Raw genomic sequence first — 24971 nt, 5'->3', positions numbered from 1 at the left:
CACCGGATGCCACCCCTCAGATCGGATGCGCGAACGCGGAGCGGATCAGCGCTCCAGGATCGCGACGACGCCCTGCCCACCCGCGGCGCAGATGGAGATGAGCGCGCGGCCGGAACCCTTCTCGGCCAGCATCTTCGCGGTGGAAGCCACGATGCGGCCGCCGGTGGCGGCGAACGGGTGGCCCGCGGCCAGCGAGGAACCGTTGACGTTGAGCTTGCTGCGGTCGATCGAGCCGAGCGCGCCGTCCAGGCCGAGGCGCTCCTTGCAGTACTGGTCGGACTCCCAGGCCTGCAGGGTGGCCAGCACGACCGAGGCGAAGGCCTCGTGGATCTCGTAGTAATCGAAATCCTGCAGGGTCAGGCCGTTGCGGGCGAGCATGCGCGGCACCGCGTAGGTGGGCGCCATCAGCAGCCCGTCCGGGCCGTGGATGTAATCGACGGCGGCGACCTCGGAATCCACCAGGTGCGCGAGCACCGGCAGGTTGCGCTCGGCGGCCCATTCGTCGCTGGACAGCAGCACCGCGGAGGCACCGTCGGTGAGCGGGGTGGAGTTACCCGCGGTCATCGTCGCGTCACCGGCCTTGACGCCGAAGACCGGCTTCAGGGTGGCCAGCTTCTCGATCGAGGAGTTGGGGCGCAGGTTGTCATCGCGGGTCAGCCCGAGGAACGGGGTGATCAGATCGTCGAAGAAGCCGCGATCGTAGGCGGCGGCCATGTTCTTGTGCGACAGGTAGGCCAGCTCGTCCTGGGCCTCGCGGGCGATGCCGAATTCCTTGGCGGTGATGGCGGCGTGCTCACCCATCGACAGGCCGGTGCGCGGTTCGGCGTTGCGCGGGATCTCGATGCCGAGCATGCTCGGGCGCAGCTGGCCGACCAGCTTCAGGCGGTCCTTGTTGGTCTTGGCGCGGTTGGCGTCGAGCATCCATTCGCGCATGCCCTCGCTGACGCCGATCGGCGCATCGGAGGTGGTGTCGGTGCCGCCGCCGACGCCGGCGTCGATGCGGCCCGCCGCGATGGCGTCACCCACGGTGACGATGGCCTGCAGGCCGGTGCCACAGGCCAGCTGCAGGTCGTGCGCGGGGGTGTAGGGGCTGAGCTTGCTGCCGAGCACGCTCTCGCGGATCATGCCGTGCTCGCCGACCCGCTTGAGCACCGCGCCGCCGACGACCATGCCGAGGCGCTCGCCCTGCAGGCCGAAGCGGCTGACCAGGCCGTCCAGGGCGGCGGTAAACATGTCCTGGTTGGAGGCGTGGGCGTACGCCTTGTCGGAACGAGCGAACGGGATCCGGTTACCGCCAACGATCGCGACCGGACGCGGCTGCTTGGTGGTGGTGGCCGTGCTCTTCGTCGAACGGGCTTTGCTAGTCACTCGAGTCTCCAAGGTCTCGTCGGGATCTTCCGCCGCGCCCCGGACGCTGGTGCGGAACCCCTCCACACGGTTCGGCGCCCGGTCGCAATCGGTTTACATTAAACTTACTCTGGAGTAAGTTTGTTGTCGATACCGCACCCCGCAATTGTGCGCTCGCGCACCTCACGGGCGATGCCTGCGCCGCTGGTCAGGCAGCCTATGGAGTGTTGCGAGCGCAAACAGGGGGACGCACCGACATCCAAGACATCGAGCACAGAAAAGGTGGGAATCGTGGCAGCCAAGAGCAAGGGTGCACCCAACCTCTACGGATCGTTCGTCCATTCCGCCCCCGGCGCCTTCCTGGCGAGCAAGCTGGGCCTGCCGCAGCCGGAGACCCTGCGGCGCTACGTCAAGGGTGAGCCCGCACTGCCGGGCCCGGTGCTGCTGGGCGGTAAGGGCCGGGTCGCCGAACCGATCCGCGCCCTGCTCACCGACTACACCTTCGCCGACGCCCCCAGCCAGGGCACCAAGTACGGCGCGCTGGTCTTCGACGCCACCGGCATCGGCACCATCGAGGACCTCTCGCAGCTGTTCGAGTTCTTCCAGCCGGCCATGCGCAGCATCGCCGCCTCCGGCCGCGTCGTCGTCATCGGCACCACGCCGGAACTGGCTTCCAGTGTCGACGAGCAGATCGCCCAGCGCGCGCTCGAGGGCTTCACCCGCAGCGTCGCCAAGGAACTGCTGCGCGGCGCCACCGCCCAGCTGGTGTACCTGCACCCGGAGGCCTCCGCCGCCGCCACCGGCCTGGAATCCACGCTGCGGTTCCTGCTCTCGGCCAAGTCGGCGTTCGTCGACGGCCAGGTGATCCGGGTCGGCAAGGACGACGCCGTCGCCCCCACCAGCTGGGACCGCCCGCTCGAGGGCAAGGTCGCCGTGGTCACCGGCGCCGCCCGCGGCATCGGCGCCACCATCGCCGAGGTCTTCGCCCGCGACGGCGCCCAGGTGATCGTCGCCGACATCCCGGCCGCCGGTGAAGCGCTGTCGGAGACGGCGAACAAGGTCGGCGGCACCGCGCTCGCGCTCGACGTCACCGCCCCCGACGCCGCGCAGAAGCTGGCCGAATTCGCCACCGAACGCTTCGGCGGCATCGACATCATCGTGCACAACGCCGGCATCACCCGCGACAAGCTGCTGGCCAACATGGACGAAGGCCGCTGGAACTCGGTCCTCAACGTCAATCTGGCCGCGCCGCACCGCATCACCGAGGGCCTGGTGTCCTCCGGCGCGCTGCGGGCCGGTGGCCGCGTCATCGACGTGTCCTCCATCGCCGGTATCGCCGGTAACCGCGGCCAGACCAACTACGGCGCGTCCAAGGCCGGTGTCATCGGCATGGTGAACGCCGAGGCGCCGAAGCTGGCCGAGAAGGGCATCACCATCAACGCCGTCGCACCCGGTTTCATCGAGACCGCGATGACCGCCGCCATCCCGCTGGCCACCCGCGAAGCCGGCCGGCTGATGAGCTCGCTGCTGCAGGGCGGCCAGACCGTGGACGTGGCCGAGACCATCGCCTTCTTCGCCAGCCCGGCGTCGAACGCGGTGAACGGCAACGTGGTTCGCGTCTGCGGTCAGAGCCTGATCGGAGCATGATGACCGAGACCATCACTCTCACCGAGCCGCCGAAGAACGGCAAGCTGTATCTGAAGGCCGCGCTCGGCTCGGTGCCGCTGCCGCTGGTCTCGGCGCGTAAACCGACGCTGCCCGACCGCGAGATCAAGCTCGACGGCGTGCGGGTCGACCCCGATCACCTGGCGGCCTACTGCCGGGCGACGGGCCTGCGGTTCGGTGATTCGCTGCCGCTGACCTACCCGTTCATCCTCACCTTCCCGGTGGTGATGCAGCTGGTGGTGCAGCGCGACTTCCCGTTCGTCGCGGTGGGCGCGGTGCACGCGGAGAACGTCATCGAACGCACCCGCGAGATCTCGGTCAGCGAACCGCTCGACATCACCGCCCATATCGAGAATCTGCGCGAGCACCCGAAGGGTCTGCTGGTCGACGCGATCAGCGAGATCCGGGTGGGCCGCGAGCTGGTGTGGCGTCAGGTCACCACCTTCCTGCACCAGCAGCGCACCTCGCTCTCGGGTGGGCCCAAGCCCGAACCCAAACCCGACGAGGTGCCGCCGCCCCCGCTGCGCACCCTGCGGGTGGATCAGCCGACGATCACCCGGTACGCGGCCGCCTCCGGCGACCACAACCCGATCCACACCTCCGCTCTCGGCGCCAAGGCGTTCGGTTTCCCGAAGCCGATCGCGCACGGCATGTGGTCGGCGGCAACGGTTCTCGGCTCGATCGAGGGCCGGATTCCAGAGCAGGTCACCTACTCGGTGAAGTTCGGCAAGCCGATCTTCCTGCCGTCGACGGTGAACCTGTACGCCGATCAGGCCGACGGCGGCTGGGATCTGGCGCTGCGGCACCCGAAGAAGGGGTATCCGCATCTGACGGCCACCCTGCGCTGAATCGGATGGACTCGATGGGAGCCGCGCATCTTTCGGGGTGCGCGGCTCTTTCCATGCGTGCGCTGCGGTTCAGCAGTCGCAACCGCATCCGTCGCAGCAGCACCCATCGCAACATCCGCCCCCGCCTTCGCCCCCACCGCAGCAGCTGCCGCAGTTCGAGCAGCATTCGGCGCCGTCACAGCAGTTGCCGAGGTTGTTCTTCCACCAGGCTTCTTTCTGTTCACCGCTGCACGGGCTGGTGTGGTCGGCACAGCATGCGTAGCCGGTGCAGTAGACGCCGAGCACGATGGTGAGCGCCTCGCCGATGCCCGGGCGGCGGGTCGGCGGGCGATGGCGGGTGCGCTGCGCCCGTGCCCCGGCGCGCGGCTCGGACTCTTGCCGCGGCACCGAGCAGGCGTGAGCGGCCAACACACCTACCCCGCCTCCGATGCGGCGCACCAGTGCCCGTAGCGGATCGAGCAGCATCCACCGGACGGCGGGCTCGTCGGCGAGGTCGGTGGACGCCAGCGCCGCGCGCAGCCGCGAATCCGATTGATGCAGCAACTCATACGCTTGCGGCATGCCGGTGCCGGTGGCGGCGAGCGGGTTGAATCTCCCGCGTTCGCGATCGGCGTCGAAATCCTCGATCGCGTCTGCGAGATGGGCGATCCGGCCGAAGTGGCCGCCCGCCTCGCGCAGTGCCGCGATATTGTCCGGCCGGTCGGCGAGCACCGCCGAATGGGCGAAGAATTCCGCTGCGCACATCCGGCTCGGCTCGGTCAGCTCGTCGAGGGAGAGCAGGTGGGCGCGGCGTTCACGATCGGATTGCGAATCAAGTGCCGCCACGAGCGGTTCCACATCGAACCCGATCAGCCGGGCCTGGCGGCGGGCGGCGTCGGCCCAGCGGCTCGACATCTTCGCCATCGGGCGGCGGGTCAGCGCGGGGCTGTCACCGTCATCGACATGGTCGCGAATCTTGGCCGCCCCCAACAGCAGTGACGCCGTCGAGGCCAGCATGATCCCCTTCGAATCGGCCGTCGCGACCTGTGCGCGTCGCATACCGCGCAGCGCGCACGGACCGGCGGTGGTCCGCTGCGCCCGCCCTTCGAGCTGTGCCTCGGTGAGCATGCTCAACACGATCGCGTCGGTATTGGTAGCGCTGCGGGCCAGTTGCCCGTGCCCGTCGCGCAGGCCGAGACACAGTCCGCACATATGCGCCTGCCACTGCCCCGGATCCACCCCGTACTTCGCCGCGCTGTGCGCACACGGCTTCAGCAACCCGAACAACTGTCCCCTCCGCAAGTCTTGCCGAAATCCCCGGCCCCGTAGAACGCATCGAACTCTCGCACCTGCCGCGCCGGGCGGCAACTCCGCCGGCCCCCTCACCCCAACGTCGCCGTGGCGAACAGAAATCGCCTTCACGCTCCCGACGCTGCGCCGGTACGCACGGTGGTCGCTCGGGCCGGCAGTCACGACCCGCTCGCACTGACACCGCACCCGCCGAAGTGCATGCGACCGAGACGTCAGTGCGGCCGAATCCCCGTGCCGAACCGATGCTCGCCGAAACCGGGGTTATTCGGCCTTCTTGCGGCCCGCCAGACCACTCCACGCCAGATCGTCGAGCAGGTCGACGGCCTTGGAGACTTCGATCCGCCCGGTGGCGACGCGGTCGGCGATGGCCTCGCCCGCACCGATCACGGCCGCCGCGACGACGTCGAAATCGGTGCCGGGTTCGGCGTGTTTGGCGCTGGATTCGAGCAGTTTGGCGGTCAGTTCGATGACGCGCTCACGGGCGTTCTCGATTTCGGAGGCGAAGGCTTGCTGGCCGATGGCCTGGCGGTAGAGCACCTGCCAGGAATGCCGGTTGTGGTCGACGAAACCGAGGAAGCCTTCCAGTGCGGTGCGCAGCTGTTCGTGCGGGGACAGCAGCGGATTCCCGGCCGGTGCCACGGATTCGATCAGGCGCAGGCCCTCGCGCTGGATGCAGGCGCGGAACAGTTCGTCCTTGGAACCGTAGTAGAGGTAGAGCATCGGCTTGGAGATCTTGGCCTCGGCGGCGATGGCGTCCATCGAGGTCTCGTGGAAACCCTTACGCGAGAACACCTCGACGGCGGCGTCGAGCATTTGTTGCTCACGAACCGCCCGAGGAAGTCGCTTCGTTCCGCCCGCCATCCGCTCTCCTACTACAGGGTGAGCACCCTATATTACTCCAAGGTAAGTTCTTGTTGGACAGATTTGCCCGGCAGTCGCTCAGAATGGGTTGTGCCCAGCGCGGCTCTCAGCAGTGCAATGGCGCACCCTTGAACCACGCCATCCGCAATACCGACGCATCCACCTGCGCGATGGGCAGCCGCCCGCTCCACACCGCCTGCTCGAGCCGGTCGAGCACCTGCGGAACGGCATCGGTGGTGATCCACAGCGCGTTGTCGGCACCGGCCACCAACGAGGCCTCCACCGCCTCCGGGATGCTCATGCGATCGGTGATGGCCGCCATGCCGCCGAGATCATCGGTGAAGATCGGGCCGTCGAAGGGGGCCGCGCCGTAACCGGTGCCCTTGCGCAGCAGTTCCATCGCCGCCGGGCTGATGCTGGCGGGCACGTTCGGCGCCGTCAGCCCGGGCACGTCCAGATGGCCGACCATCACACCCGCGCCCGAACCCACCAGGTCACGGAAGGGCACCAGATCGCGGTTCTGCAACTGATCCAGCGGTGGGGTGCGTACCGCGCCGAGATGCGAATCGCCGGAACCGGCGCCGTGCCCGGGGAAATGCTTCATGACCGTGCCGACCCCGACCTCGCGCATCGCGCGGATGTAGGCGCCGGCGTACTCGGTGACGACCATCGGATCATCGGAGAAGGACCGGTCGCCGATCACGGAGTTGTCCGGCTGGCTGCTGACGTCGACGTCGGGCGCGAAATTCACCGTCACGCCGAGGTCTTTGAGCGCCTTACCCCGTTCCAGGGTCGTGGTGTAGAACTCCTCGGTGGTCATCGTCTCGGCGGTCTGCCGCGCCGAGGGTGCGGGGCCGATCAGGTCGCTGACCCGCGATACCCGCCCGCCCTCTTCGTCGATGGTGACCATCAGCGGCACATTCGCCGCCGCCTTCACCTGCTCGACTTGGCCGTCGGCCAGCAGCGACTGATCGGTCCAGCCGCCGATGAAGATGCCGCCGACCTGGTGATCACGCACCACAGCCAGCGCGTCGGCGGTGCTGTTCACGCCGACGGTGAGCAGCTGGGCCAGCTTCTGGCGCGGGGTGAACTTCGCCAGATAGTCGGCCGAGCAGTCGCGCTCGCGGGTCGTGGTGGCACCCGGCGTCGCCGCGGAGGTCGCTTCGGTGGCGACCGGACGCGTGGTGGCCGAGTTTCCGGCGTCGCCGCCGGAACAACCGGTGGCGATGGCAGCCAGTACCGCGAACAGGACGAGAGGCGTCTTGCGCATGTATCGACGGTAATCCGCGTGCCCGGGTCGGCGGTAATCCGTTCGGCGTGCCGGGGTAGCCGCGCGCCCGCGCGGGAGCGGCTCACCGGCCCGCTCCGGGAGTAACCTGAGGACGTAGCCAGGAGACCACCGGGAGGTCGCCGTGTCCTGCGATCTGATGCTCATCGCCTATGACGGATCCGAGCACGCCAAACGGGCCATCGAATACGCCGGACGATTCCTCACCGCCGACCGCGCCGTCGTGCTCACCGCGTGGGAGCCCATGGTGCGCCAAGCCGCCCGCATCTCCGGGCTGTCCGGGGTGATGCAACCGGAATGGGTTCCCGACGAGGAGATCGAGGACGTCGCCTACGTGTCGGCCCGCGAAACCAACCGCGAGGGCGTCCGCCTGGCCGCATTGGCCGGGCTCAACGCCGAGGCCAGAACCGCCGAATGCACCTCGACGATCTGGAACGCCATCGTCGAATGCGCCGACGAACTGAACGTCGACATCATCGTCGCGGGCACCCGCGGCGCCACCGGGATCCGCGCGCTGCTGCACAGCAGCGTGGCCGACGCGGTGCTCAAGCATTGCCATCGGCCGGTCTTCCTGGTCCCGCCGGAGAAATGAACCGTCGAGCCGGGCACGGTTGCGCCTGCGCGCGATGAGATCTACGTCGCCCCGGCGGACGTAGCTCACCAACTCGGGGAAATCCGGGGCTACCGTCGGGCTATGGACGGGTTCTTGCTGGCAACCCCGGACGGAGTGGTCCGGGCGCACGACACGCGCGCCACCTTCGACGACGCACAGCGGGCGGTCACCGCGCTGCGCGACCGAACGGCCGCGATGGTGGTGGGGGCCCTGCCCTTCGACCCGCGGGAACCGGCGGCGTTGAGCGTGCCGGGACGGGTGGAACACACCGCGGGCCCGTGGCGCCCGGCCGCGGTTCCCGAGCTGCCGCCGGTGAGCGTCATCAGTGAGTTGCCGAGCACCGGCGAGCACCTGGCGCGGGTGGCGAAACTGGTCGAACAGCTCGGCGATACCCGGCAGCCGTTGCGCAAAGTGGTCGCGGCGCGTTCGGTGCTCGCGGCCGCCGACGAACCGCTGGATGCGCAGGTGGTGGCCGCGCAGTTGCTCACACGACATCCGCGCGCACACGTCTACGCCGTGGACCTGACGCCGGCCGGACGCCCGGGCGAGACGCTGGTCGGCGCGACACCGGAGGTGCTGGTCTCGCGGCACGGCACGACCGTCACGCTGCATCCGCTCGCGGGCACCCTGCCGCGCCTGGCCGATCCGGACGCCGACGCCGTGCAGGCCGGTGAACTGCTGGCCAGCACCAAGAATCGCGACGAGCACGCCTTCGTCATCGACTGGATCGCGGAGAAACTGCGCCCGCTGTGCAGCTCGCTCACCATCCCGGACGGCCCGGAATTGGTGCAGACCCAGCAGGTCTGGCATCTCGGCACCCCGATCACCGGCACCCTGCGCGACCCCGCGCCCACTGCCCTCGAACTGGCGCTGCTGCTGCATCCGACGCCCGCCGTCTGCGGCACGCCCACACCGCAGGCCCTGGAGGCGATCATCGAGCTCGAAGGAGATCGCGGGTTCTACGGCGGGGCCGCAGGCTGGTGCGACGCGGACGGTGACGGCGACTGGGTGGTGGCGATCCGCTGCGCCGAGATCGCGGCCGATGGACTGTCGCTGCGCGCCTTCGCCGGCGGCGGGATCGTCGCGGCCTCGGAGCCGCGCGTCGAACTGGACGAGACGACCGCCAAACTGCGCACCCTGCTCGACAGTCTCAATTGCGCGCTGCCTGATTGACCCCCCGTCACCAGCCGATCCGGAAATATCTTTTCGCTATAGCAGACCTGCGCGTACGCGAATCCCCGAAGTCCTGCTAGGTTGGCCGGGAATACCTGCCTTCCGCGAAGTATTGGAGTGCCCCGATGAAGTTTGCTGTACCTGGTGCCGCTAGTGCGGTCGCCGGCGCCGTCCTGGGTGCGATCGCGGTGTTCATCATCACGGCGGCAGTGCAGCAGAACACCCGCCCGGAGATCGACCGCAGCGGCGACGCCGACTCCTCGCTGTTGAACAACGTCGAATACGGCAGCCGCTGATCCACACCCGGTTTTCCACGGATCGCTCGCGCCCGGCGCGAGCGATCCGCTAGCTGCGGTGCCCGCCGATCTCGCGCAGCACCGCGGCACGAACACCCGCGCGAACCTTCCACCTCATCGCCGCCTGCCGTCCACGCGGCGCCGCATTCGCACCTCGATCGACCACCGTCGAGCCCTGTCCGCGATTCGCTCCGCGCCACCGCGTCGTCCGGATCGCCGCTACGCCGCGATCCCCCGCCTGAACAGGCTCGGCTGCGTGGGCCCGGCGCAGGGCGCGGCTACCCTCGCGTGTGCTCGCTCCCATGCCCGCGACGCCGACTGATACGAACGTGATGCCCGACGACACCAGAACCCCCGTGCGCCCACCGGCGGCCGACCGGCCGGCCACGGGCGCCCGCGACGCGGTACGGGCACCCGCGGAAACCGCCCCGCTGGGGAGGCGCTGGTTCGCGGGCACAGTCGTCGCCGCCTTCCTGCTGACCTTCCTCCAGGCGCCCGGACTCACCGTCGCCGACACCAAATACGACCTGGCCGAGAACCCGCTCGGCTTCCTGGACCGCGCCTCGCACATGTGGAGCAGCCAGGCCCCGATGGGGCAGGTGCAGAACCAGGCCTACGGATACTTCTTCCCGCACGGCAGTTTCTTCTCCCTCGGCGATCTGCTCGGGCTGCCCGCCTGGGTGACCCAGCGGATCTGGTGGGCGCTGCTGTTGCTCGCCGGCTTCTGGGGAATCGTCAAGCTGGCCGAAACGCTCGGCATCGGCAGTCGCGGCTCGCGCGTGATCGCCGCGCTGGCGTTCACACTGTCACCGCGGGTGCTCACCACGCTCGGGTCGATCTCCTCGGAGACCTTGCCGATGGTGCTTGCGCCGTGGGTACTGCTGGCTCCGGCCGCGCTCGGCACGGCCTATCAGCGACGGCGCGGTGGCGCGCGCTCACCCGCGGGCAGTGCGCTGGCCTTGGCGCTGATGGGCGCGGTGAACGCGGTGGCGACCGTCGCCGCCTTCCTGCCCGCGCTGCTGTGGTGGGCGTCGTATCGGCCGAATCGCCGCTGGTGGCGGTTCACCGCGGCATGGATTCCGCTGCTTGTGCTCGCCACGTTCTGGTGGGCGGTGCCGCTGCTGCTGCTCGGCCGGGTGAGCCCACCGTTCCTCGACTACATCGAATCCTCCGGCGTCACCACCCAGTGGGCCTCGCTCGGTGAGGTGTTGCGCGGCACCGACAGCTGGACGCCGTTCGTCTCGCCCGAACGCATCGCGGGCGCGGTGCTGGTCACCCAACCCGCCGCGGTGCTGGCCACCGGCCTGATCGCGGCGGCGGGCATGGCCGGACTCGCCATGCGGTCGATGCCGGGACGCGGACGGCTGACGTTGATCCTGTGCGTCGGACTGGTCGGCATCAGCGCCGGATACGTCGGCGAACTCGGCGGTCCCTTCGCCGAATCGGTGCGCGTGTTCCTGGATTCGACCGGCGCCCCGCTGCGCAATGTGCACAAGCTCGAACCGCTCATCCGCATCCCGCTGGTACTGGGTCTCGCGCATCTGATCGCCCGCGTGCCGCTGCCCGCCTCGGTACCGATGCCGGTCTGGCGCAGCGCGTTCGCCCATCCCGAACGGGACCGGAAAGTCGCGGTGACGGCGCTGATCCTGACCGCGCTCGCGCTGTCCACCTCGCTGGCCTGGACCGGCAAGCTGGCCCCGCGCGGCGCCTACGACGAGGTCCCCGAGTATTGGCGCCAGACCGCGCAGTGGTTGAACGACAATGCCGCCGACACGCGCGCGCTGGTGGTGCCCGGTGCGCCGTTCGGCAGCCAGGTGTGGGGCCTGACCCGCGACGAACCGCTGCAGGCGCTCGCGCGGACGCCGTGGGCGGTACGCGACGCGGTGCCGCTGAATCCGCCCGGCACCATCCGCGCCATGGATTCGGTGCAGCGGCTGATCGCCGACGGGCGCCCGTCGGCCGGGCTGGCCGCGACGCTGGCCGGGCAGGGCATCGGCGTGGTGGTGCTGCGCAACGACCTGGACCCGGACACCTCGCGGTCGACCCGGCCCATGCTCGCCCATCAGGCGCTCGACCATTCGCCGGGGCTGCGCAAGGTGGCCGAGTTCGGCGATCCGATCGTCACCGGCGTCATCGCCGATGGGCTGGTCGCCGACGGCGATCTGCGCCCGGCGTACCCGGCCGTCGAGATCTACCGGGTCGACATACCGACGCCGGGAACCCCGGCCGAGCTGCGCAGTGGCACCGGCGCACCGGACGAGCTGCCCGGCGCCTACACCGTCCCGCTGAGCACCGTGCCCACGGTGCAGGGCGGGCCGGAAGTGCTGGAGCGGCTCAATCGCGATCCCGGTGCCGGCGCCGAACCCCGGCTGCTCGCGGCCGACCGGGAACGCGCCGGACTGCCCATGGGGCCGGTGACCATCACCGATACCCCGATGGCTCGCGAAACCGATTTCGGCAAGGTCGACAACCATAATTCGGCGCTGCGCGCACCCGACGACGCGCGCCGCACCCACAATCTGGTGCCCGACTATCCGGTTCCCGGCGCGGAACCGGTGCGCGGCGAATGGTCCGGTGCGACCGTCACCGCGTCCAGTTCCGCCGCCGACGCCACCCAGATCGGCGGTTCCGCGCCGGGTAGCTCCACCGCGGCCGCCGTCGACGGCGATCCCGCCACCGGCTGGGTCAGCAATGGCGCCGAACGCGCGGTGGGCCAATGGCTCCGGCTCGATCTCGACCAACCCATCCGTGCCGGACTCTTGCGGTTGACGACCAGCGCGGCCGCCATCGGCGATCCGGTGAAGTGGGTGGAGGTGCGCACCGACAACGGCAGCGTGTCCGCCCGCATCTCCGAACCCGGTGCGCAGGTGTCGATTTCGCTGCCTGCCGGGACGACCAGCTGGATGACCATCACCGCCATCCGCACCAGGGATGGCACGGCGGGTGGCCAGTTCGGCATCAGCGAACTCACCCTCGACGACTATTCGATCCGCGACGCCCCGGTGCGCGTCGACATCCAGCACCGCACGGTGCTCCCACCCGCACCCGAGGCGGCGGCTGTCGCCGGCTGGGATCTCGGCCAGGAATTCCCCGGCCGCAGCGCCTGTTTCGACGCGCCCGATCGAGTGCGCTGCGGGAAGGGCCTGGCACTCGCGCCGGAAGAACTCGGCGCCTTCCAGCGGACGCTGTCGGTGCCCGACGGAGTGACCGTCACGCCCGAGCTGACCCTGCGGACCCGGCAGGGACCGGCGCTCGAAGCCCTGCTCACCGATCCGCACCGCCCGATCGCGCGCGGCAAGTCCGACGTGGGCGACCTGCGCGGTTCGGCGTTCGCCGCCACCGACGGCGACCCGCGCACCAGCTGGACCGCACCCGAGGACTCGGTGCGAAACCTGCTCGGCGCCAGGCCCACCCTGACCATCGAGCTGCCGGAACCTGCGCTGGTGACCGGCCTCGACATCACCTCCTCGCTGGGCGGGCTGCCCGCCGCGCCGACCTCGGTCGCCGTGAACCTCGGCAATGGACCGCAGGTGCGCGAACTCGACGACGAAACCACCCGGATCTCGCTGCACCCCACCGTCACCGACCGCATCGAGCTCACCGTGCAGAGCTGGGATTCGGTCCTCGACCGCACCGCGCTCGGCTTCGCCCAGACCCAGCCGCCCGGCCTGGCCGAGGTGTCGGTGCTCGGACCGGACTATCCGGCGCCCGCCGACCCGGACCGGTTGATCACGATCGGCTGCGCGGACGGGCCGACCGTGGCATTGGGTGGCGTGGTCTTCCAGACCTCGGTCACCGCGACCGCTGCCGAACTACTGTCGGGCGCACCGGTTTCCGCGCGGGTCTGCGGAATCGATGCGGCGCAGACCGGTCCGGGTGCGGCAGCTGCCGATTCCGACGACGCCTCAGGTGCACCGGATTCGGCGCCGAGCCCGGCCGTCGACCTGTTCCCCGGCCGCGTCGACGTGATCGCCGCCCCGACCGAGCTGTTCTTCGTCGACCGATTGCGGCTGGACGATCCCGCGGTCGACCCGGTGCCGAATCCGCCGGTCGCCGGCGGGCCGCGACTGTTGGTCCTTCCGCTCAGCACCAACGTCGGCTGGACCGCAGAAACCGCCGACGGTCGTGAACTGGACCCCGTCGTGGTCGATGGCTGGAAACAGGGCTGGCTGCTGCCCGAAGGCACGCAAGGCCCGATCACCGTCGCATTCCCCGTCGACCGCTGGTATCGCCTGGCCATTTTCGGCGGGCTGCTGCTGTTGATCCCCCTTGCCGCCCTCGCCATTCCACGCCGCGGCCGCCCGCTGCCCGACAGCCCGGCCCCGCGCACCTGGCGCACCCGCTGGGTCCCCGCCGTCGGACTCGCCGCCGCCACCACGATCATTTCCGGTCCGGTCGGCACCGCCCTCACCGCGGCCGGCCTCGCCCTGATCAGCTTCGTGCCGCGCATCCCGCGCACCGCGCTGGTCGTCGTCGCAGGCGTGGGCACGGCGCTGTCGGCGGCCGCGCTGTCGACGGGGCCATGGCGCTCCCCCACCGGTTATATGGGTGGTTCGCTGTGGGTGCAGCTGCCCGCCCTCATCGCCGTCATCGCGGTCGGGATCGCCGTTCTGCCGCCACGCCGACGTAAGGGTGGGTCGCCCGAGTCCGATCAGTTGCCGTAGGGCGAGCCGGCAGCCGGATACCACGAATACGCTGAGCCGCAGGTCATCCGATCGCCGTACGGGTTCGGCGGCGCGGCGATGGGCCGATTGCCGTCGGTAACCGCTACGCGTCGGCCGTCTGCTCCGCCTTGCGCGCCGCTGCCAGCTGCTCGCGACGGCGCACGTAGCGGCGCACCGGCTCTTCGATCAGGGCATAGCTGGCGGCGGAGATGGGCAGGGTGATCGCGATGGTGAGGGTGAGCACGAGCAGGAAATCACCGCTGAACGGCACGATGCCGAAAACCGGGAAGACGATCGACAGCACGGCGAGATGCCAGATGAAGATGCCGTAGGACCAGCGGCCGATCGCCTGGCAGGCTGCGGATTCCAGCCAGCGATGCGGCTTCTTCTCGGCATCGCGCAGGATCAGCGGCGCGAGCAGGGTGAATCCGATCAGCGCGCCCAGACCCATCTTCGCCGCGTACTGCCAGGGCTCGGCTCGGGTGAGCCCGGCGGGGCCGCCGAAGTTCGTCGCCGAGATCAGGAAGACGACCAGCGCCACACTCCACATGAGGGGCTGATTTCCCGCGACCCGGCGGAACCGCAATAGCGGCCGACTATCGAATATCACTTCGGCCAACAGCATGCCCGCGGCGAACCACGGCAGATATCCCGGCAGCCAATTGTCGGCGTGAATGGCATCCGGAGTGGGCACCGGAAGGAAATTCCAGCCGAGACTGATCAGCGCCAGCCCGAGCACCGCCGGAATGCGCGCCAGCGCCGCCGAACCGCGCAGACCCGACAGCGCGAAAGCCAGCAGCGGCAGCACCAGATAGAAGGCCACCTCCACCGACAGACTCCACATCTGGGTCAAGCCGTCGGTCAGCGTCAGGGGGATGAACACCTGCAACAGCAGCAGATTCGACAACCACACCCGGAAACCCGCGGTATCGGCCGCACTCGGCAGCAAGATCAGCACCACGCACACCACCACCCAGTAGGCGGGCAGGATGCGGGCCGCGCGGTGACGCAGGTAGCGGCCCACTCCGGGGGCGGTGCCGAGCCCGCGCGCAGCCGCCGCGTGCGGGCGCCACAGCAGGAACCCCGACAGCGCGAAGAACACCGCCACCGCCATATCGAAGCGCTCGAGCACCCGGCCGAGCACCGGAATCCCGGTCGCCGCGGTCTGGAAGGCGACATGGGTGAGCAGGACACCCAGTGCCGCCATACCGCGCATGCCCTCCAATGCGGGCAGGAAGGCGCGCGGACGAGCCGGGGCGTCCGTAGTGGTGGGTGCGGTGGCGATCATCGGGTCCAGTCTGCCCTGCGGATTTCGACATGAGAATCCGACATTTCACTTTTCGCGCTAGACTCGGGCGATTTTAGGTCCGATTCCGGCCTCGGCACGGCGTGGTTCATCACCGGGCTGTTAGTGTCGGGGCTCACGAGTGCTGTGGCATGCCCACAGTACCGACGGAGCGACCCGTGTTCTACAACGAGGAGACTTTGCATGGCACAGAGTGCCGGAACCAAAAGGACGGTTGCCTGCCTGCTCGTAGGCCTCGGCGCGCTGCTCATCGTGGCCGCGCTGATGATCCCGACCTATACCTTGAGCAAGATGGCGAAGACTCCCCTCGACCTCGAGATCACCACCATCGCCACCAATGTGCCAGGCCAGGAAAGCCTCGTGCTCGACGCCAAATCGCTGACGGCCCCCGAGGGCTCGGCAAAGGTCGACCAGAACGTTCCCCTGGTCTTCCAGCGATTCGTGACCGTCGAGGAACCCTCGGACGCGGAGAAGATGACCGTCCAGGCGGGTACCACGCTCCGGCGTACCGATAAGCAGGGCGACACCGGCCTGCTCACCGCCGAGATCGACCGGGTCACCATCGACCGCAAGACCGGCGAGCCGGTGGACGAGGACCCCAACGGGTCCATCGCCGCCACGGTGAACAAGGAAGGCGAGAGCGTCGCCGAGCCGTTCAAGCGGGAAGGCCTGCAGTACCGCTTCCCGATCGGCACCGAGAAGAAGGACTACCCGTACTTCGACCGGACCGCCCGCGTCACCTCCGATGCCAAGTTCATCGAGGAGACCGAGATCAACGGCACCACCGTGTACCACTTCCGTCAGGTCGTCGAGCCGGCCAACCTGTACGACGCCACCAAGAACCCGTCGTACCGGCTCAGCCTGCCCGCCGCCAAGTGGGGCGTGGAGGGTGAAGGCGACATCACCATGTTCCGCTGGTACACCAACACCCGTGACCTGTACGTCGAGCCGGAGACCGGCACCGTGGTCGACGGTCAAGAGGCCATCCACATGTACTACGGCCGCACCGGCGACAAGCCCGAGGTCACCGCGCTGAAGGCGACGCTGACCTTCGACGAGCCGACCATCGAGTCGCAGCTGTCGGTCGCCAAGGAGAACATCGACAAGCTGTCGCTGTTCGGTCGCGTCGTGCCGATCATCCTCGGTGTCGTCGGCCTGATCGCGCTGATCGCCGGCATCGTGCTCGGTGTGCGCGGTGGTGGCGCCGGCGCTCCGGCCGGCCGTGGCGGTGTGCCGCCGCGTCGCCCGGCTCCCGCGGCACCGACCGCACCGTCGAGCCCGCGCCGTGGTGACGCGGACGCGCCGACCGAGACGATCAAGCTTCCCGAGAAGCCCTGATCGCTCGCGGTAACACGCACTGATCGACTCGGCTCCCCCGGCATCACGCCAGGGGAGCCGAGTTTTTTTGTGTGCGGAGCGGTCCCCGCCGCTTCTGACCGGAGGGCGCAGAGTGCCTCCGATCCGTGCGCGCGGTGGGCGTTCTCGGGAGACCTCGGCGCGGCATCGGGGGCGGAAGGGCGCGGCCGGGGCCAGGGGTGCGACGATGGCGGGCGTGCCTGCTGTTCGTCGCCTACCCGTCGTGGCGGATCTGAGCTTGGTGACGGCGGGCGCGATGACGGCCAATGTGGCCGGGTATCTGCTCCAGCTGCTGGCCGGGCGCTGGCTCGGCGTTGCCGGGTACAGCGAATTCGCCAGCCTGCTCGCGGTGCAGCTGCTGTGCGCGGTGCCCGCGCTCGCCTTGCAGAACGTGGTCGCCAGGGAACTGGTGCGCGGGGCGAGCGTGACAGCGCTGCGCGGGTTGCAGTGGCGGTGCGCGGTGATCGTCGCGGCGGTGGCAGCGGCATTGATCCCGGTGGTGACCGTGGTGCTCGAGGTGAGCCCGGTGGCCTGTGCGGCGGCGCTGATGGCCGCGCCCGCGCTGGTGATGCTGTCCGGTGAGCAGGGCGTTCTCCAGGGCGGCAGGCGGTTTCGCGGACTGGCCGTGGTGCTCGGCGCGGCCGGAGTGGCGCGGGTGCTGCCCGCGATCGTGGTCCTCGCGCTGGGAATGGGTGCCGGGCCCGCATTGTGGGCGGCGGCTCTCGGCATCGCGGGTGCGGCGTTCTTCGCGCGGTATGTGGCCGGGCCTGCGGCGGAGGCGGCGGTCGCGCCGGAACACGGTGAGCCGCCCGCCGCGCTCGACGGCGCGGCGCTGGATCTCGACGCCCCGGTCCCGAACGCCGGGTTCGCGGGCGTGATCGCGGTGGTGCGGGCCGCGCAGGTGCAGGCGGCGTTGATGGCGTTGTCGTCGGCGGATCTGATCGTGGTGCGCATCGTGCTGAACGAAGACGACGCCAGCCGGTACGCGCTGGCCACCATGGCCACCAAGATCGCCTTCTGGCTGCCCGCCGCCGTCGGCATGGTGCTGTATCCACGGATGGCCCAGCCCGGGCACTCGGCGAGCGCGATCCGGTCAGCGCTGGCGGTGCTGTCGGGCATCGGCGTCCTCGCGGTGCTCGGCGCGGCGGTGGCAGCCCCGCTCGCGCCGTTGTTCGCCGGTGAGGACTATGCGCCGATTCAGGGGTTGCTGTGGTTGTTCGCCCTGCACGGCGCCGTTCTCGCGGTGCTGCAAGGCGCGCTGCTGTCGGCCATCGCCGTCGACCGCACCGCCCTGGCCGGCCTCACCTGGCTCGGCCTCGCCCTCGAGGTCGTCCTCATGCTTGCCTTCGCCCGCACCGTCCCCGCGCTCATCATCACCGCCGCGGGCGTCGCGGGCACCACCACCGCCATCGTCGCGGTGCTGGTGCTCTATACCGCCGCCCGTCAACCGGCCGAGGACCCTCGATCGTGAGTGCGCGTGCTCGGAGCCGTGGCGGCCGATGGGCGGCGGTCGTTCCCGCGGTGTACAGCGCGCTGCTGACGCTGGTCGTCGCCGGGCCATTGCTCGCACCCGGCTATCTGCTGTTGCGGGATGCGGTGAGCACGCCGCGGTCCTATCTCACCGATGCCGCACTCGGATTGGGTGATGCGGCTCCGCGTGCCGTCCCGCAGGATGCGCTGCTGGCGGCCCTGTCGACGGTGGCGGACGGCGGACTTGTCGTGAAGGCGATCCTGCTGGCCGCGCTGTGGGCAGCGGGGTACGGCGCGGCCGTGCTGGCGCGTGAGTTGCTGCGGGTTCCGCTCGCGGCGCAGCTGGTGGCCGTCACCGTAGCGATCTGGAATCCCTTTGTCGCCGAACGGCTCCTGCAGGGCCATTGGAGCCTGCTCACGGGATACGCGGCCCTGCCGTGGACGGCGCTCGCGGCCCATCGGCTGCGCTGTCGGGCCGGCAGGCGAAACGACGGCCGATCCACGGACCGCGCCCACACGGACCGTTCGACCGATCCCACGGCCGCCGCGCCGACCCGCGGCTCCTGGTTCCGCGACTGGGCCGCGTTGGCCGCATGTTTCGCGGCCGCCGGGCTGACGCCGACGGGCGCCCTGCTCGCCGGCATCGTCGGCCTGCTCATCGCCGGACGCCGCAATTTCCCCGGCGTCCTGCTACTGCTCGCGGCCGCCTCCGCGCCCTGGCTCGTCGCCACGGTCGCCTCCGGTGCCGGCACCGAACCCTCGGACCCCGCCGGTATCGCCGCCTTCGCCGCCCGCGCCGAACCGGGCCTCGGCACGATCGGCAGCCTCGCCGGGCTCGGCGGCATCTGGAACGCCGACGCGGTCCCCTGGTCGCGCACCACACCGCTCGCCTTCCTCGGCACCGCGATCCTGCTGGTTCTGGTGGCCTTCGGGGTGCGGGCTGTGGCCGGCGGTTCGCTTCGCCGCACCGGATCGCCGCCCACCCCGAGCGCACGCACCGGCCGCAGGCTGCTCGGTCTGGCGGTCGCGGCGGTGCTGCTGCCCGCCCTGGGCGCCACCGCGTGGGGGATGGATGTTCTCGAATGGCTGGTCGTCGAGGTGCCCGGTGCGGGACTCCTGCGCGACACCCAGAAATACCTCGCCCTCGCGATGCCCGCCTACGCCCTGTGCGCCGCGGCCGGCTGCGTGGCCCTCGCACCCCGACTGGGTGGCGCGAAGGCCACCGGCCCGGCAGCACCAGCGGAGCCGAACGATGCCGCCGCGAACCCTGGACCGTCCGACACCGGCTCCGCGCTCACCGCGATCGCTGCCCTGTTCATCGCGGCCCTGATCCTCCCGCTCATCGACCTGGCCTGGGGTGTCGGCGGCGAGATGCGGGCGGTGAGGTATCCGGCGGCCTGGCAGGAGGCCGCGGAACGAGTCGATGGCCCGGGGGACGTGGCCGTCTTGCCTGGCGGCATGTTCCGCCGGTTCCCGTACAGCGGCACCGCGCCGGTGCTCGACCCGGCGCCGCGCATGCTGCCAAGCGATGTGTTGCAGACCGGCGAACTGCCGGTGCGTGGGCAGACGGTCTCCGGCGAGGGCGCACGCGCTCGGCAGGTGGAGAACTTGCTACTGGAAGGTGGCTCACCCGAGGAACTCGCGGCGCTCGGCGTCGGCTGGGTGCTGGTCGAACACCGCACACCCGGCCCGACAGGCGAGGCGAAAACGACGCTGGCGCACCTGGAACCGGTGCTGAGCACGCCTGACCTCGCGCTCTATCGCGTACCCGGCGTCATCGCCGACCGCACGTCCGCACACCGCGAGTTGGTGATCGGCGCACACATACTCTGGGGAACGCTGCTGTTCGCGCCCCTGCTCACGATCCGCCTACGGGCGCCGCGCCGTTGAATATCTGACGGCCGGCCAACTCACCGCCCGGCCCGCGCGCTGCAGCCGTACCAACGACGCGCACGGCGCCGAACCGAACGTGCCGACGTCCGTTCGGATCACCGCTGCGTCCGCGGGCACCGGTCTCGAATCAGACGGGCGGAATCAGCCCGGAGACCTTGCGTCCGTCCGCCACCGCGGACAGCACTTGATACACCCCGGAAGCCGTGCTCTCCCAAGAGAACTCCCGCGCCCGCGCCCGCGCCTTCTCACCCATGATGGTGCGGGCGGCGGCATCGTCGAGAAGTTCGGCGACCGATGCCGCGAGCTGGTCGACATCGTCGACGAGGACACCGGTGACGCCGTCGACGATGGAATCGGTGAGCCCGCGCGAGGATCGGTAACCGACGGTCGGCACGCCGTGCTGGGCGGCCTCGATCACGGCGAGACCCCAGCCTTCCTTGCGCGAGGGCATCACGTGCACCCATGACCTGGCGAGCAGTTCGTGTTTGCGGCGTTCGTCGACGTGCCCGTGGAAGGTGACCGCGTCGGCGATGCCCAGCTGTGCCGCGACCGATTTCAGGTTGTCGGCCCACCAGCCGTCACCGATGACGTCGAGCTGTACGCCCGGGATCCGGCCGCGCAGTTGCGCGACGGCGGCGAGTGCGTCCTCGATCTGCTTGTGCGGCACCAGCCGTGACAGCACCACCACTCTGGGCTCGGCGGTGCGGGTTTCGGCGGCGCCGGTGGGGGCGTCGACTGGAACAGGTTCAGCGCCGTTGCGCACCACCGCAATGCGCGATCCGTCGACGCCGAGAGTTGTCAATTCCTCTGCCGACGGCAGCGAAACCGTCAGGTATTGATTGTCGCGATGCACTCGGGGCGAGAGCCGCGATTCGATCCACCAGCCGATCCGGCCGACCAGCCGGCCCGCGACGGGCCACTGCTCGCGATGCCCGTGATGCACCAGCACCACCGAGGGCGCCTTGCTCGCGGCGCGGGCGAAGAAGGGGATGCCGTTCTGGGTGTCGATCACCGCGTCGGGCCGGATGCCACGCAACGGCCCGAGGCCGAGGCGCCCGAGGGCGATGGCGGCGAGCGCGCGCGGATACACCGAGTAGCGCCCGCCCGCCCGGCTGATGTCGATGCCGTCGACGGTTTCCCTGCGGGCCGCGCCGGGGTAGCGGGCGGTGCGCAGGGTGACCTTGACGCCGCGGGCGGCGAGGTGGGCGCCGACCTGCTCGAGGTAGCGTTCGCTGCCGCCGCCCTGCGGATGCCCCGTGTCGCGCCAGCAGAGCAGTAGGACTTCGCGCACGGTCGAGCTTCTCCGGTCGTCGGGTCCCCGTCGGGAACGTCGGATATCGTCGTACACCCTAGTGGACGGCTTCCGGGTGTGGTCCGATCCCGGTCCTGACCGGCTGCCGACCCGGCCGCGACCGGGCGACGCGGCCGATTGTGCGAGACTCGGCGCCGTGCTCAGAGCCGAAAGAACGACTCGGTGGTCCCCGCAGGCCCGGATGCGCCCGGGACGCCCGACCGTGCCCACAGCCGCACGGGCCGACGGGCGCCGGCCGCGGTTCGCCGAGCGCGCCACGCTGCGCCGGTCGATCCGGCTGCTGAGCAGTTTCCGCTTCGAGCAGACCGCGCCCGCGGTCTTCTACGGCGGGCTCGCCACCGACAGCGCCGCCATGATCGGCGATTTCTATGCCGATGTGACCGGAAGGGAGCTGGCGGGCGCGACCATTATCGATGTGGGTGGCGGTCCCGGCTATTTCGCCGACGAGTTCGCCCGCACCGGCGCCAGGTACATCCCGGTGGAGCCGGACCCCTCGGAGCTGCACGCGGCCGGGCTGACGGTGCCGGGCGCGGTGCGCGGTTCCGGGATGGCGCTGCCGTTCCGCGACGGCGCGGTCGATATCTGCTTTTCCTCGAATGTCGCCGAGCACGTGCCGGATCCGTGGCTGATGGCCGACGAGATGGTGCGGGTGACCAGGCCGGGCGGGGTGATCGTGCTGTCCTACACGGTGTGGCACGGCCCGTTCGGCGGGCACGAGACCGGTCCGTGGCACTACCTGGGCGGGGAGTACGCCGCGCGCCGGTATGTGCGCAAGCACGGCCGCGAACCCAAGAACAGGTTCGGCCGGTCGATGTTCGCCGTGCGCGCCGCCGACGGTTTGCGGTGGGCGCAGCGGACGCCCGCGCAGGTGTTCGCGGTGTTTCCGCGCTATCACCCGCGGTGGGCCTGGTGGCTGGTTCGTGTTCCGTGGTTGCGCGAGTTACTGGTCAGCAACCTTGTCGTCGTCGCGGTCAAACCGGACTGAACATCGCCCTCGAACGGCGGAACGAACGATCGCTTGTCAGCGCGCCCACAGCGCCGGGCGCCGGGCCCTGGTGCCGTGCCGAGCTTCCTGCCAGGGAGATTCCCGCATGGCGAGGCCGACGGTCTCCAGCGTGGTCAACCCGACCAGATCGGCCAGTGTGCCGACCATGGCGACCGCCTCTGCGGCCTGCATGGCGGCGGTTGCCTGCTCCATGGTCAAGGTGCGGCCGGGTAGGAACGACACTACCCAGCCGCCGCTGCCAACGCTCTTAGCTTGATGCTCGGTCTGGTCGCTGGTCATCAACGACCGGCCGATCACTTGCACCGCCATGAATCGGACTCCCCAATTGCGGTATCGGTTCGATGGGTCGAGCGAGCTGATCAGTAGCTACAGCATCCACTGTCCAGCAACAGAACGCAATAGTGCGTTCTGACGAAAAGCGAACCGACAGGTCGGAATTCGCGCAGCTCATGGCAGTGCGCCAAGATCGAACTGAAACCTGTTACAGACAACGGGGCGACAAAACTGTAACGTGTTCTCATGGATTACGACAGCCTGTTCATCGGCGGCCGCTGGACCGCGCCCGCCACCACCGAGCGCATCCAGGTCATCTCCCCGGCCACCGAGGAGCCGGTCGGCAGCGTTCCCGCCGTCGACCGGGCCGACGTCGACGCCGCGGTCGCCGCGGCCCGCGCCGCCTTCGATTCGGGTCCGTGGCCGTCGACGCCCCCGGAGGAACGGGCTCAGGTGCTCAGCCGCGCGGCCCGCCTGATCGAGGAACGCGGCGCCGACCTGGCCGCCACCCTCACCGCCGAGATGGGCGCCCCGCTGATGGCGGCGACCACGCTCAACCAGATCCCGGCCGTGGCCGCCCTGGACTACTACGCGGGCCTGGCCAAATCGTTCCCCTGGAACGAGACGCGCACCGGCGTCTTCGGCACCACCCGGGTCTCCAGGGAACCGCGCGGCGTGGTCGCGGCCATCACCGCCTGGAACGTGCCACTGTTCCTCGCGGTCAACAAATTGGGCCCGGCGCTGCTCGCCGGCTGCACCGTTGTACTCAAGCCCTCCCCGCTGACGCCGCTGACCACCAACAAGGTGGCCGAGATCTTCGCCGAGGCCGGCCTGCCCGAAGGTGTGCTGTCGGTGCTCCCGGCCGAGGCCGAGGCCTCGGAATACCTGGTGTCGCATCCGGGTGTGGACAAGCTGACCTTCACCGGCAGTACCGCCGTCGGCCGCAAGATCGGTGCCATCGCCACCGGGCAGCTGAAGACGGTCTCGCTGGAACTCGGCGGCAAATCGGCGGCAATCCTGTTGCCGGACATGGACATTGCCGCGAGCATCCCCTCGCTCGCGTTCTCCGGGCTGATGAACACCGGCCAGGGTTGTGTCGCGCAGACCCGAATCCTGGCCCCGCGCAGCCACTATGACGAGATCATCGACGCACTGGTCGCGCATGTGCGCACCATGACCGTCGGCGATCCGACCGATCCGGCCACCCAGCTCGGCCCGCTGATCTCGCAGCGCCAGCGCGAACGCGTCGAGGGCTATATCGCCAAGGGCAAGGCCGAGGGTGCGCGCCTGGTGCTCGGCGGCGGCAGGCCCGAGGGGCTGGACAAGGGCTGGTTCGTGGAGCCGACCATCTTCGCCGACGTCGACAACACGTCGACGATCGCGCGGGAAGAGATTTTCGGGCCGGTACTTTCGGTGATTCCGTACGGCACCGAAGACGAGGCCGTCGCGCTGGCCAACGATTCCGATTACGGCCTGGCCGGCTCGGTGTGGACCAGCGATGTGGAGCACGGCGCCGAGATCGCGGCGCGGGTGCGTACCGGCACGTACGCGATCAACTGGTACGCGTTCGATCCCACCGCGCCGTTCGGCGGTTACAAGAATTCCGGCCTCGGCCGGGAGAACGGCCCCGAGGGGGTCGACGCGTACTGCGAGCAGAAGTCGGTACTGATGCCGCTCGGCTGGACCGGCTAGCAGCGCAACCGAGTCCGGCCGCGGCCGGCAACGAACGCTATACGGATCAGCCTCCGGGGCCCGGGCGAATGCCCATCACTCCGGAGGCTGGATCACGCGCAGAATCGATTGCGGATCATCCGTGGATGCGGGCGGGTCGACAACCTCGACGCACCACCCGGGCGGCAGGACCGATTGCAGCCGGCGCGCCGCCCGGTGCAACGGTGTGCTCGCGTGCGGCAATGCCGCTGTCGGTAGTTCGGCTACCGGAGTTCCGGTGTACCCATCGGCCATGCTCCACACCCTCTCGCGCGGCGATCGCGTCGTCGGCGGCGGTTCTCCCGCGCCACGAGCGGATCGGGGAAGCAGTTCAGTCGATCAGTTGACTAGTCGAACTGTGCTGTCGTGAGACGGAAGAACACGCAAAGCATAAGCCACACAACAGGCTCAACTCGGCACAACGGACAGGTACCCATCGCGCGTCGCGCCAAACAACAACGGCATGCGTCGAAACCTATGGCCGGTCACACCCCCATTTTCGAGCGAAGCGAGACCGAGCCCAAGAGTTCGCGGCTCCCGGATGTCTCGCGTCCGCGCCACCGCTGCTTGCCTTCGGCGTACGCAGCGGCGGCGCAGACG

18 protein-coding genes are annotated in these 24971 nt (G+C 69.8%); 11 read left to right on the top strand and 7 right to left on the bottom strand.

Annotated elements, in window-relative coordinates:
* Positions 1–45: 45 nt before the first annotated feature.
* Complete coding sequence (locus tag GV790_RS18065; RefSeq protein ID WP_163814499.1) at positions 46–1368, bottom strand: acetyl-CoA C-acetyltransferase; 1323 nt, start codon at positions 1366–1368, stop codon at positions 46–48.
* Positions 1369–1638: 270 nt separating this feature from the next.
* On the opposite strand from GV790_RS18065, the gene GV790_RS18060 reads away from it, so the two are divergent.
* Together GV790_RS18060 and GV790_RS18055 are read left to right on the top strand one after the other, a co-directional pair.
* Positions 1639–2994, top strand: a complete 1356-nt coding sequence (locus GV790_RS18060) for a 3-oxoacyl-ACP reductase (RefSeq protein ID WP_163814498.1) — start codon at positions 1639–1641, stop codon at positions 2992–2994.
* Complete coding sequence (locus GV790_RS18055; protein WP_138451261.1) at positions 2991–3860, top strand: MaoC family dehydratase; 870 nt, start codon at positions 2991–2993, stop codon at positions 3858–3860. The genes GV790_RS18060 and GV790_RS18055 overlap by 4 nt, the downstream gene beginning before the upstream one ends.
* Before the next feature lie 69 nt (positions 3861–3929).
* Here GV790_RS18055 and GV790_RS18050 read toward each other — a convergent pair whose 3' ends face one another.
* The 3 genes from GV790_RS18050 to GV790_RS18040 all read right to left on the bottom strand — a co-directional run bounded on the left by GV790_RS18050 (position 3930) and on the right by GV790_RS18040 (position 7281).
* Positions 3930–5126 (bottom strand): DUF5685 family protein, encoded by a 1197-nt coding sequence (locus GV790_RS18050; RefSeq protein ID WP_163814497.1) that lies wholly within the window; start codon positions 5124–5126, stop codon positions 3930–3932.
* Positions 5127–5411: 285 nt separating this feature from the next.
* Positions 5412–6011, bottom strand: coding sequence for a TetR/AcrR family transcriptional regulator (locus GV790_RS18045; protein ID WP_036541284.1), 600 nt, complete (start codon positions 6009–6011; stop codon positions 5412–5414).
* 106 nt (positions 6012–6117) lie between these two features.
* On the bottom strand, positions 6118–7281 hold the full coding sequence (locus GV790_RS18040; RefSeq protein ID WP_163814496.1) for a glycoside hydrolase family 3 N-terminal domain-containing protein: 1164 nt from the start codon (positions 7279–7281) through the stop codon (positions 6118–6120).
* A gap of 142 nt (positions 7282–7423) precedes the next feature.
* Between GV790_RS18040 and GV790_RS18035 the strand changes: the two genes are divergently transcribed.
* The 4 genes from GV790_RS18035 to GV790_RS18020 all read left to right on the top strand — a co-directional run bounded on the left by GV790_RS18035 (position 7424) and on the right by GV790_RS18020 (position 14045).
* Positions 7424–7891 (top strand): universal stress protein, encoded by a 468-nt coding sequence (locus GV790_RS18035; RefSeq protein ID WP_163814495.1) that lies wholly within the window; start codon positions 7424–7426, stop codon positions 7889–7891.
* 102 nt (positions 7892–7993) lie between these two features.
* A complete protein-coding gene (locus tag GV790_RS18030) occupies positions 7994–9085 on the top strand; it encodes an isochorismate synthase (RefSeq protein WP_163814494.1) in 1092 nt (363 codons plus the stop codon).
* Between the two features lie 125 nt (positions 9086–9210).
* Complete coding sequence (locus GV790_RS18025; RefSeq protein ID WP_081597515.1) at positions 9211–9381, top strand: DUF2613 domain-containing protein; 171 nt, start codon at positions 9211–9213, stop codon at positions 9379–9381.
* Positions 9382–9713: 332 nt separating this feature from the next.
* Entirely contained in the window at positions 9714–14045 is a 4332-nt protein-coding gene (locus tag GV790_RS18020) for an alpha-(1->3)-arabinofuranosyltransferase (protein WP_163814493.1), read from the top strand.
* Positions 14046–14148: 103 nt separating this feature from the next.
* Here the strand turns inward: GV790_RS18020 and GV790_RS18015 are convergent, their stop codons facing one another.
* The gene (locus tag GV790_RS18015) at positions 14149–15333 is read right to left on the bottom strand and encodes an acyltransferase family protein (RefSeq protein ID WP_163814492.1); all 1185 of its coding nucleotides are present in this window, start codon (positions 15331–15333) and stop codon (positions 14149–14151) included.
* 201 nt (positions 15334–15534) lie between these two features.
* Here GV790_RS18015 and GV790_RS18010 point away from each other — a divergent pair, with 201 nt between their 5' ends.
* From GV790_RS18010 to GV790_RS18000, 3 genes are all read left to right on the top strand, one after another.
* Complete coding sequence (locus tag GV790_RS18010) at positions 15535–16689, top strand: DUF3068 domain-containing protein (protein ID WP_163814491.1); 1155 nt, start codon at positions 15535–15537, stop codon at positions 16687–16689.
* Between the two features lie 205 nt (positions 16690–16894).
* Positions 16895–18178 carry a polysaccharide biosynthesis protein gene (locus GV790_RS18005; protein ID WP_163814490.1) on the top strand — a complete coding sequence of 428 codons (1284 nt, stop codon included), beginning with the start codon at positions 16895–16897 and terminating at the stop codon, positions 18176–18178.
* Positions 18175–20067, top strand: coding sequence for a hypothetical protein (locus tag GV790_RS18000; RefSeq protein ID WP_175585934.1), 1893 nt, complete (start codon positions 18175–18177; stop codon positions 20065–20067). Before GV790_RS18005 ends, GV790_RS18000 begins: the two co-directional genes overlap by 4 nt.
* 130 nt (positions 20068–20197) lie before the next feature.
* Here GV790_RS18000 and GV790_RS17995 read toward each other — a convergent pair whose 3' ends face one another.
* Positions 20198–21361, bottom strand: coding sequence for a glycosyltransferase family 4 protein (locus tag GV790_RS17995; protein WP_163814489.1), 1164 nt, complete (start codon positions 21359–21361; stop codon positions 20198–20200).
* 202 nt (positions 21362–21563) lie between these two features.
* Between GV790_RS17995 and GV790_RS17990 the strand changes: the two genes are divergently transcribed.
* On the top strand, positions 21564–22367 hold the full coding sequence (locus tag GV790_RS17990) for a class I SAM-dependent methyltransferase (protein ID WP_163814526.1): 804 nt from the start codon (positions 21564–21566) through the stop codon (positions 22365–22367).
* A 36-nt stretch (positions 22368–22403) separates the two neighbouring features.
* Here GV790_RS17990 and GV790_RS17985 read toward each other — a convergent pair whose 3' ends face one another.
* The gene (locus tag GV790_RS17985; RefSeq protein ID WP_163814488.1) at positions 22404–22697 is read right to left on the bottom strand and encodes a hypothetical protein; all 294 of its coding nucleotides are present in this window, start codon (positions 22695–22697) and stop codon (positions 22404–22406) included.
* A 210-nt stretch (positions 22698–22907) separates the two neighbouring features.
* On the opposite strand from GV790_RS17985, the gene GV790_RS17980 reads away from it, so the two are divergent.
* A complete protein-coding gene (locus GV790_RS17980) occupies positions 22908–24353 on the top strand; it encodes an aldehyde dehydrogenase (RefSeq protein WP_163814487.1) in 1446 nt (481 codons plus the stop codon).
* Positions 24354–24971: the final 618 nt, after the last annotated feature.

Origin of the sequence: Nocardia cyriacigeorgica, from assembly GCF_010858045.1 — a bacterium.
In the GTDB taxonomy this organism is placed as follows: domain Bacteria; phylum Actinomycetota; class Actinomycetes; order Mycobacteriales; family Mycobacteriaceae; genus Nocardia; species Nocardia cyriacigeorgica_E.
Note: the sequence above shows the minus strand (reverse complement) of the source record. Positions and strands in the feature narration are given on the sequence as shown.

Coding starts and splice junctions, on each gene's coding strand:
- GV790_RS17980 (WP_163814487.1), top strand. CDS start 22,908: ATGGATTACGACAGCCTGTTCATCGGCGGCCGCTGGACCGCGCCCGCC.
- GV790_RS17990 (WP_163814526.1), top strand. CDS start 21,564: ATGCGCCCGGGACGCCCGACCGTGCCCACAGCCGCACGGGCCGACGGG.
- GV790_RS18010 (WP_163814491.1), top strand. CDS start 15,535: ATGGCACAGAGTGCCGGAACCAAAAGGACGGTTGCCTGCCTGCTCGTA.
- GV790_RS18040 (WP_163814496.1), bottom strand. CDS start 7,281: ATGCGCAAGACGCCTCTCGTCCTGTTCGCGGTACTGGCTGCCATCGCC.
- GV790_RS18045 (WP_036541284.1), bottom strand. CDS start 6,011: ATGGCGGGCGGAACGAAGCGACTTCCTCGGGCGGTTCGTGAGCAACAA.
- GV790_RS18020 (WP_163814493.1), top strand. CDS start 9,714: ATGCCCGACGACACCAGAACCCCCGTGCGCCCACCGGCGGCCGACCGG.
- GV790_RS18055 (WP_138451261.1), top strand. CDS start 2,991: ATGATGACCGAGACCATCACTCTCACCGAGCCGCCGAAGAACGGCAAG.
- GV790_RS18030 (WP_163814494.1), top strand. CDS start 7,994: ATGGACGGGTTCTTGCTGGCAACCCCGGACGGAGTGGTCCGGGCGCAC.
- GV790_RS18015 (WP_163814492.1), bottom strand. CDS start 15,333: ATGATCGCCACCGCACCCACCACTACGGACGCCCCGGCTCGTCCGCGC.
- GV790_RS18025 (WP_081597515.1), top strand. CDS start 9,211: ATGAAGTTTGCTGTACCTGGTGCCGCTAGTGCGGTCGCCGGCGCCGTC.
- GV790_RS17985 (WP_163814488.1), bottom strand. CDS start 22,697: ATGGCGGTGCAAGTGATCGGCCGGTCGTTGATGACCAGCGACCAGACC.
- GV790_RS18005 (WP_163814490.1), top strand. CDS start 16,895: ATGGCGGGCGTGCCTGCTGTTCGTCGCCTACCCGTCGTGGCGGATCTG.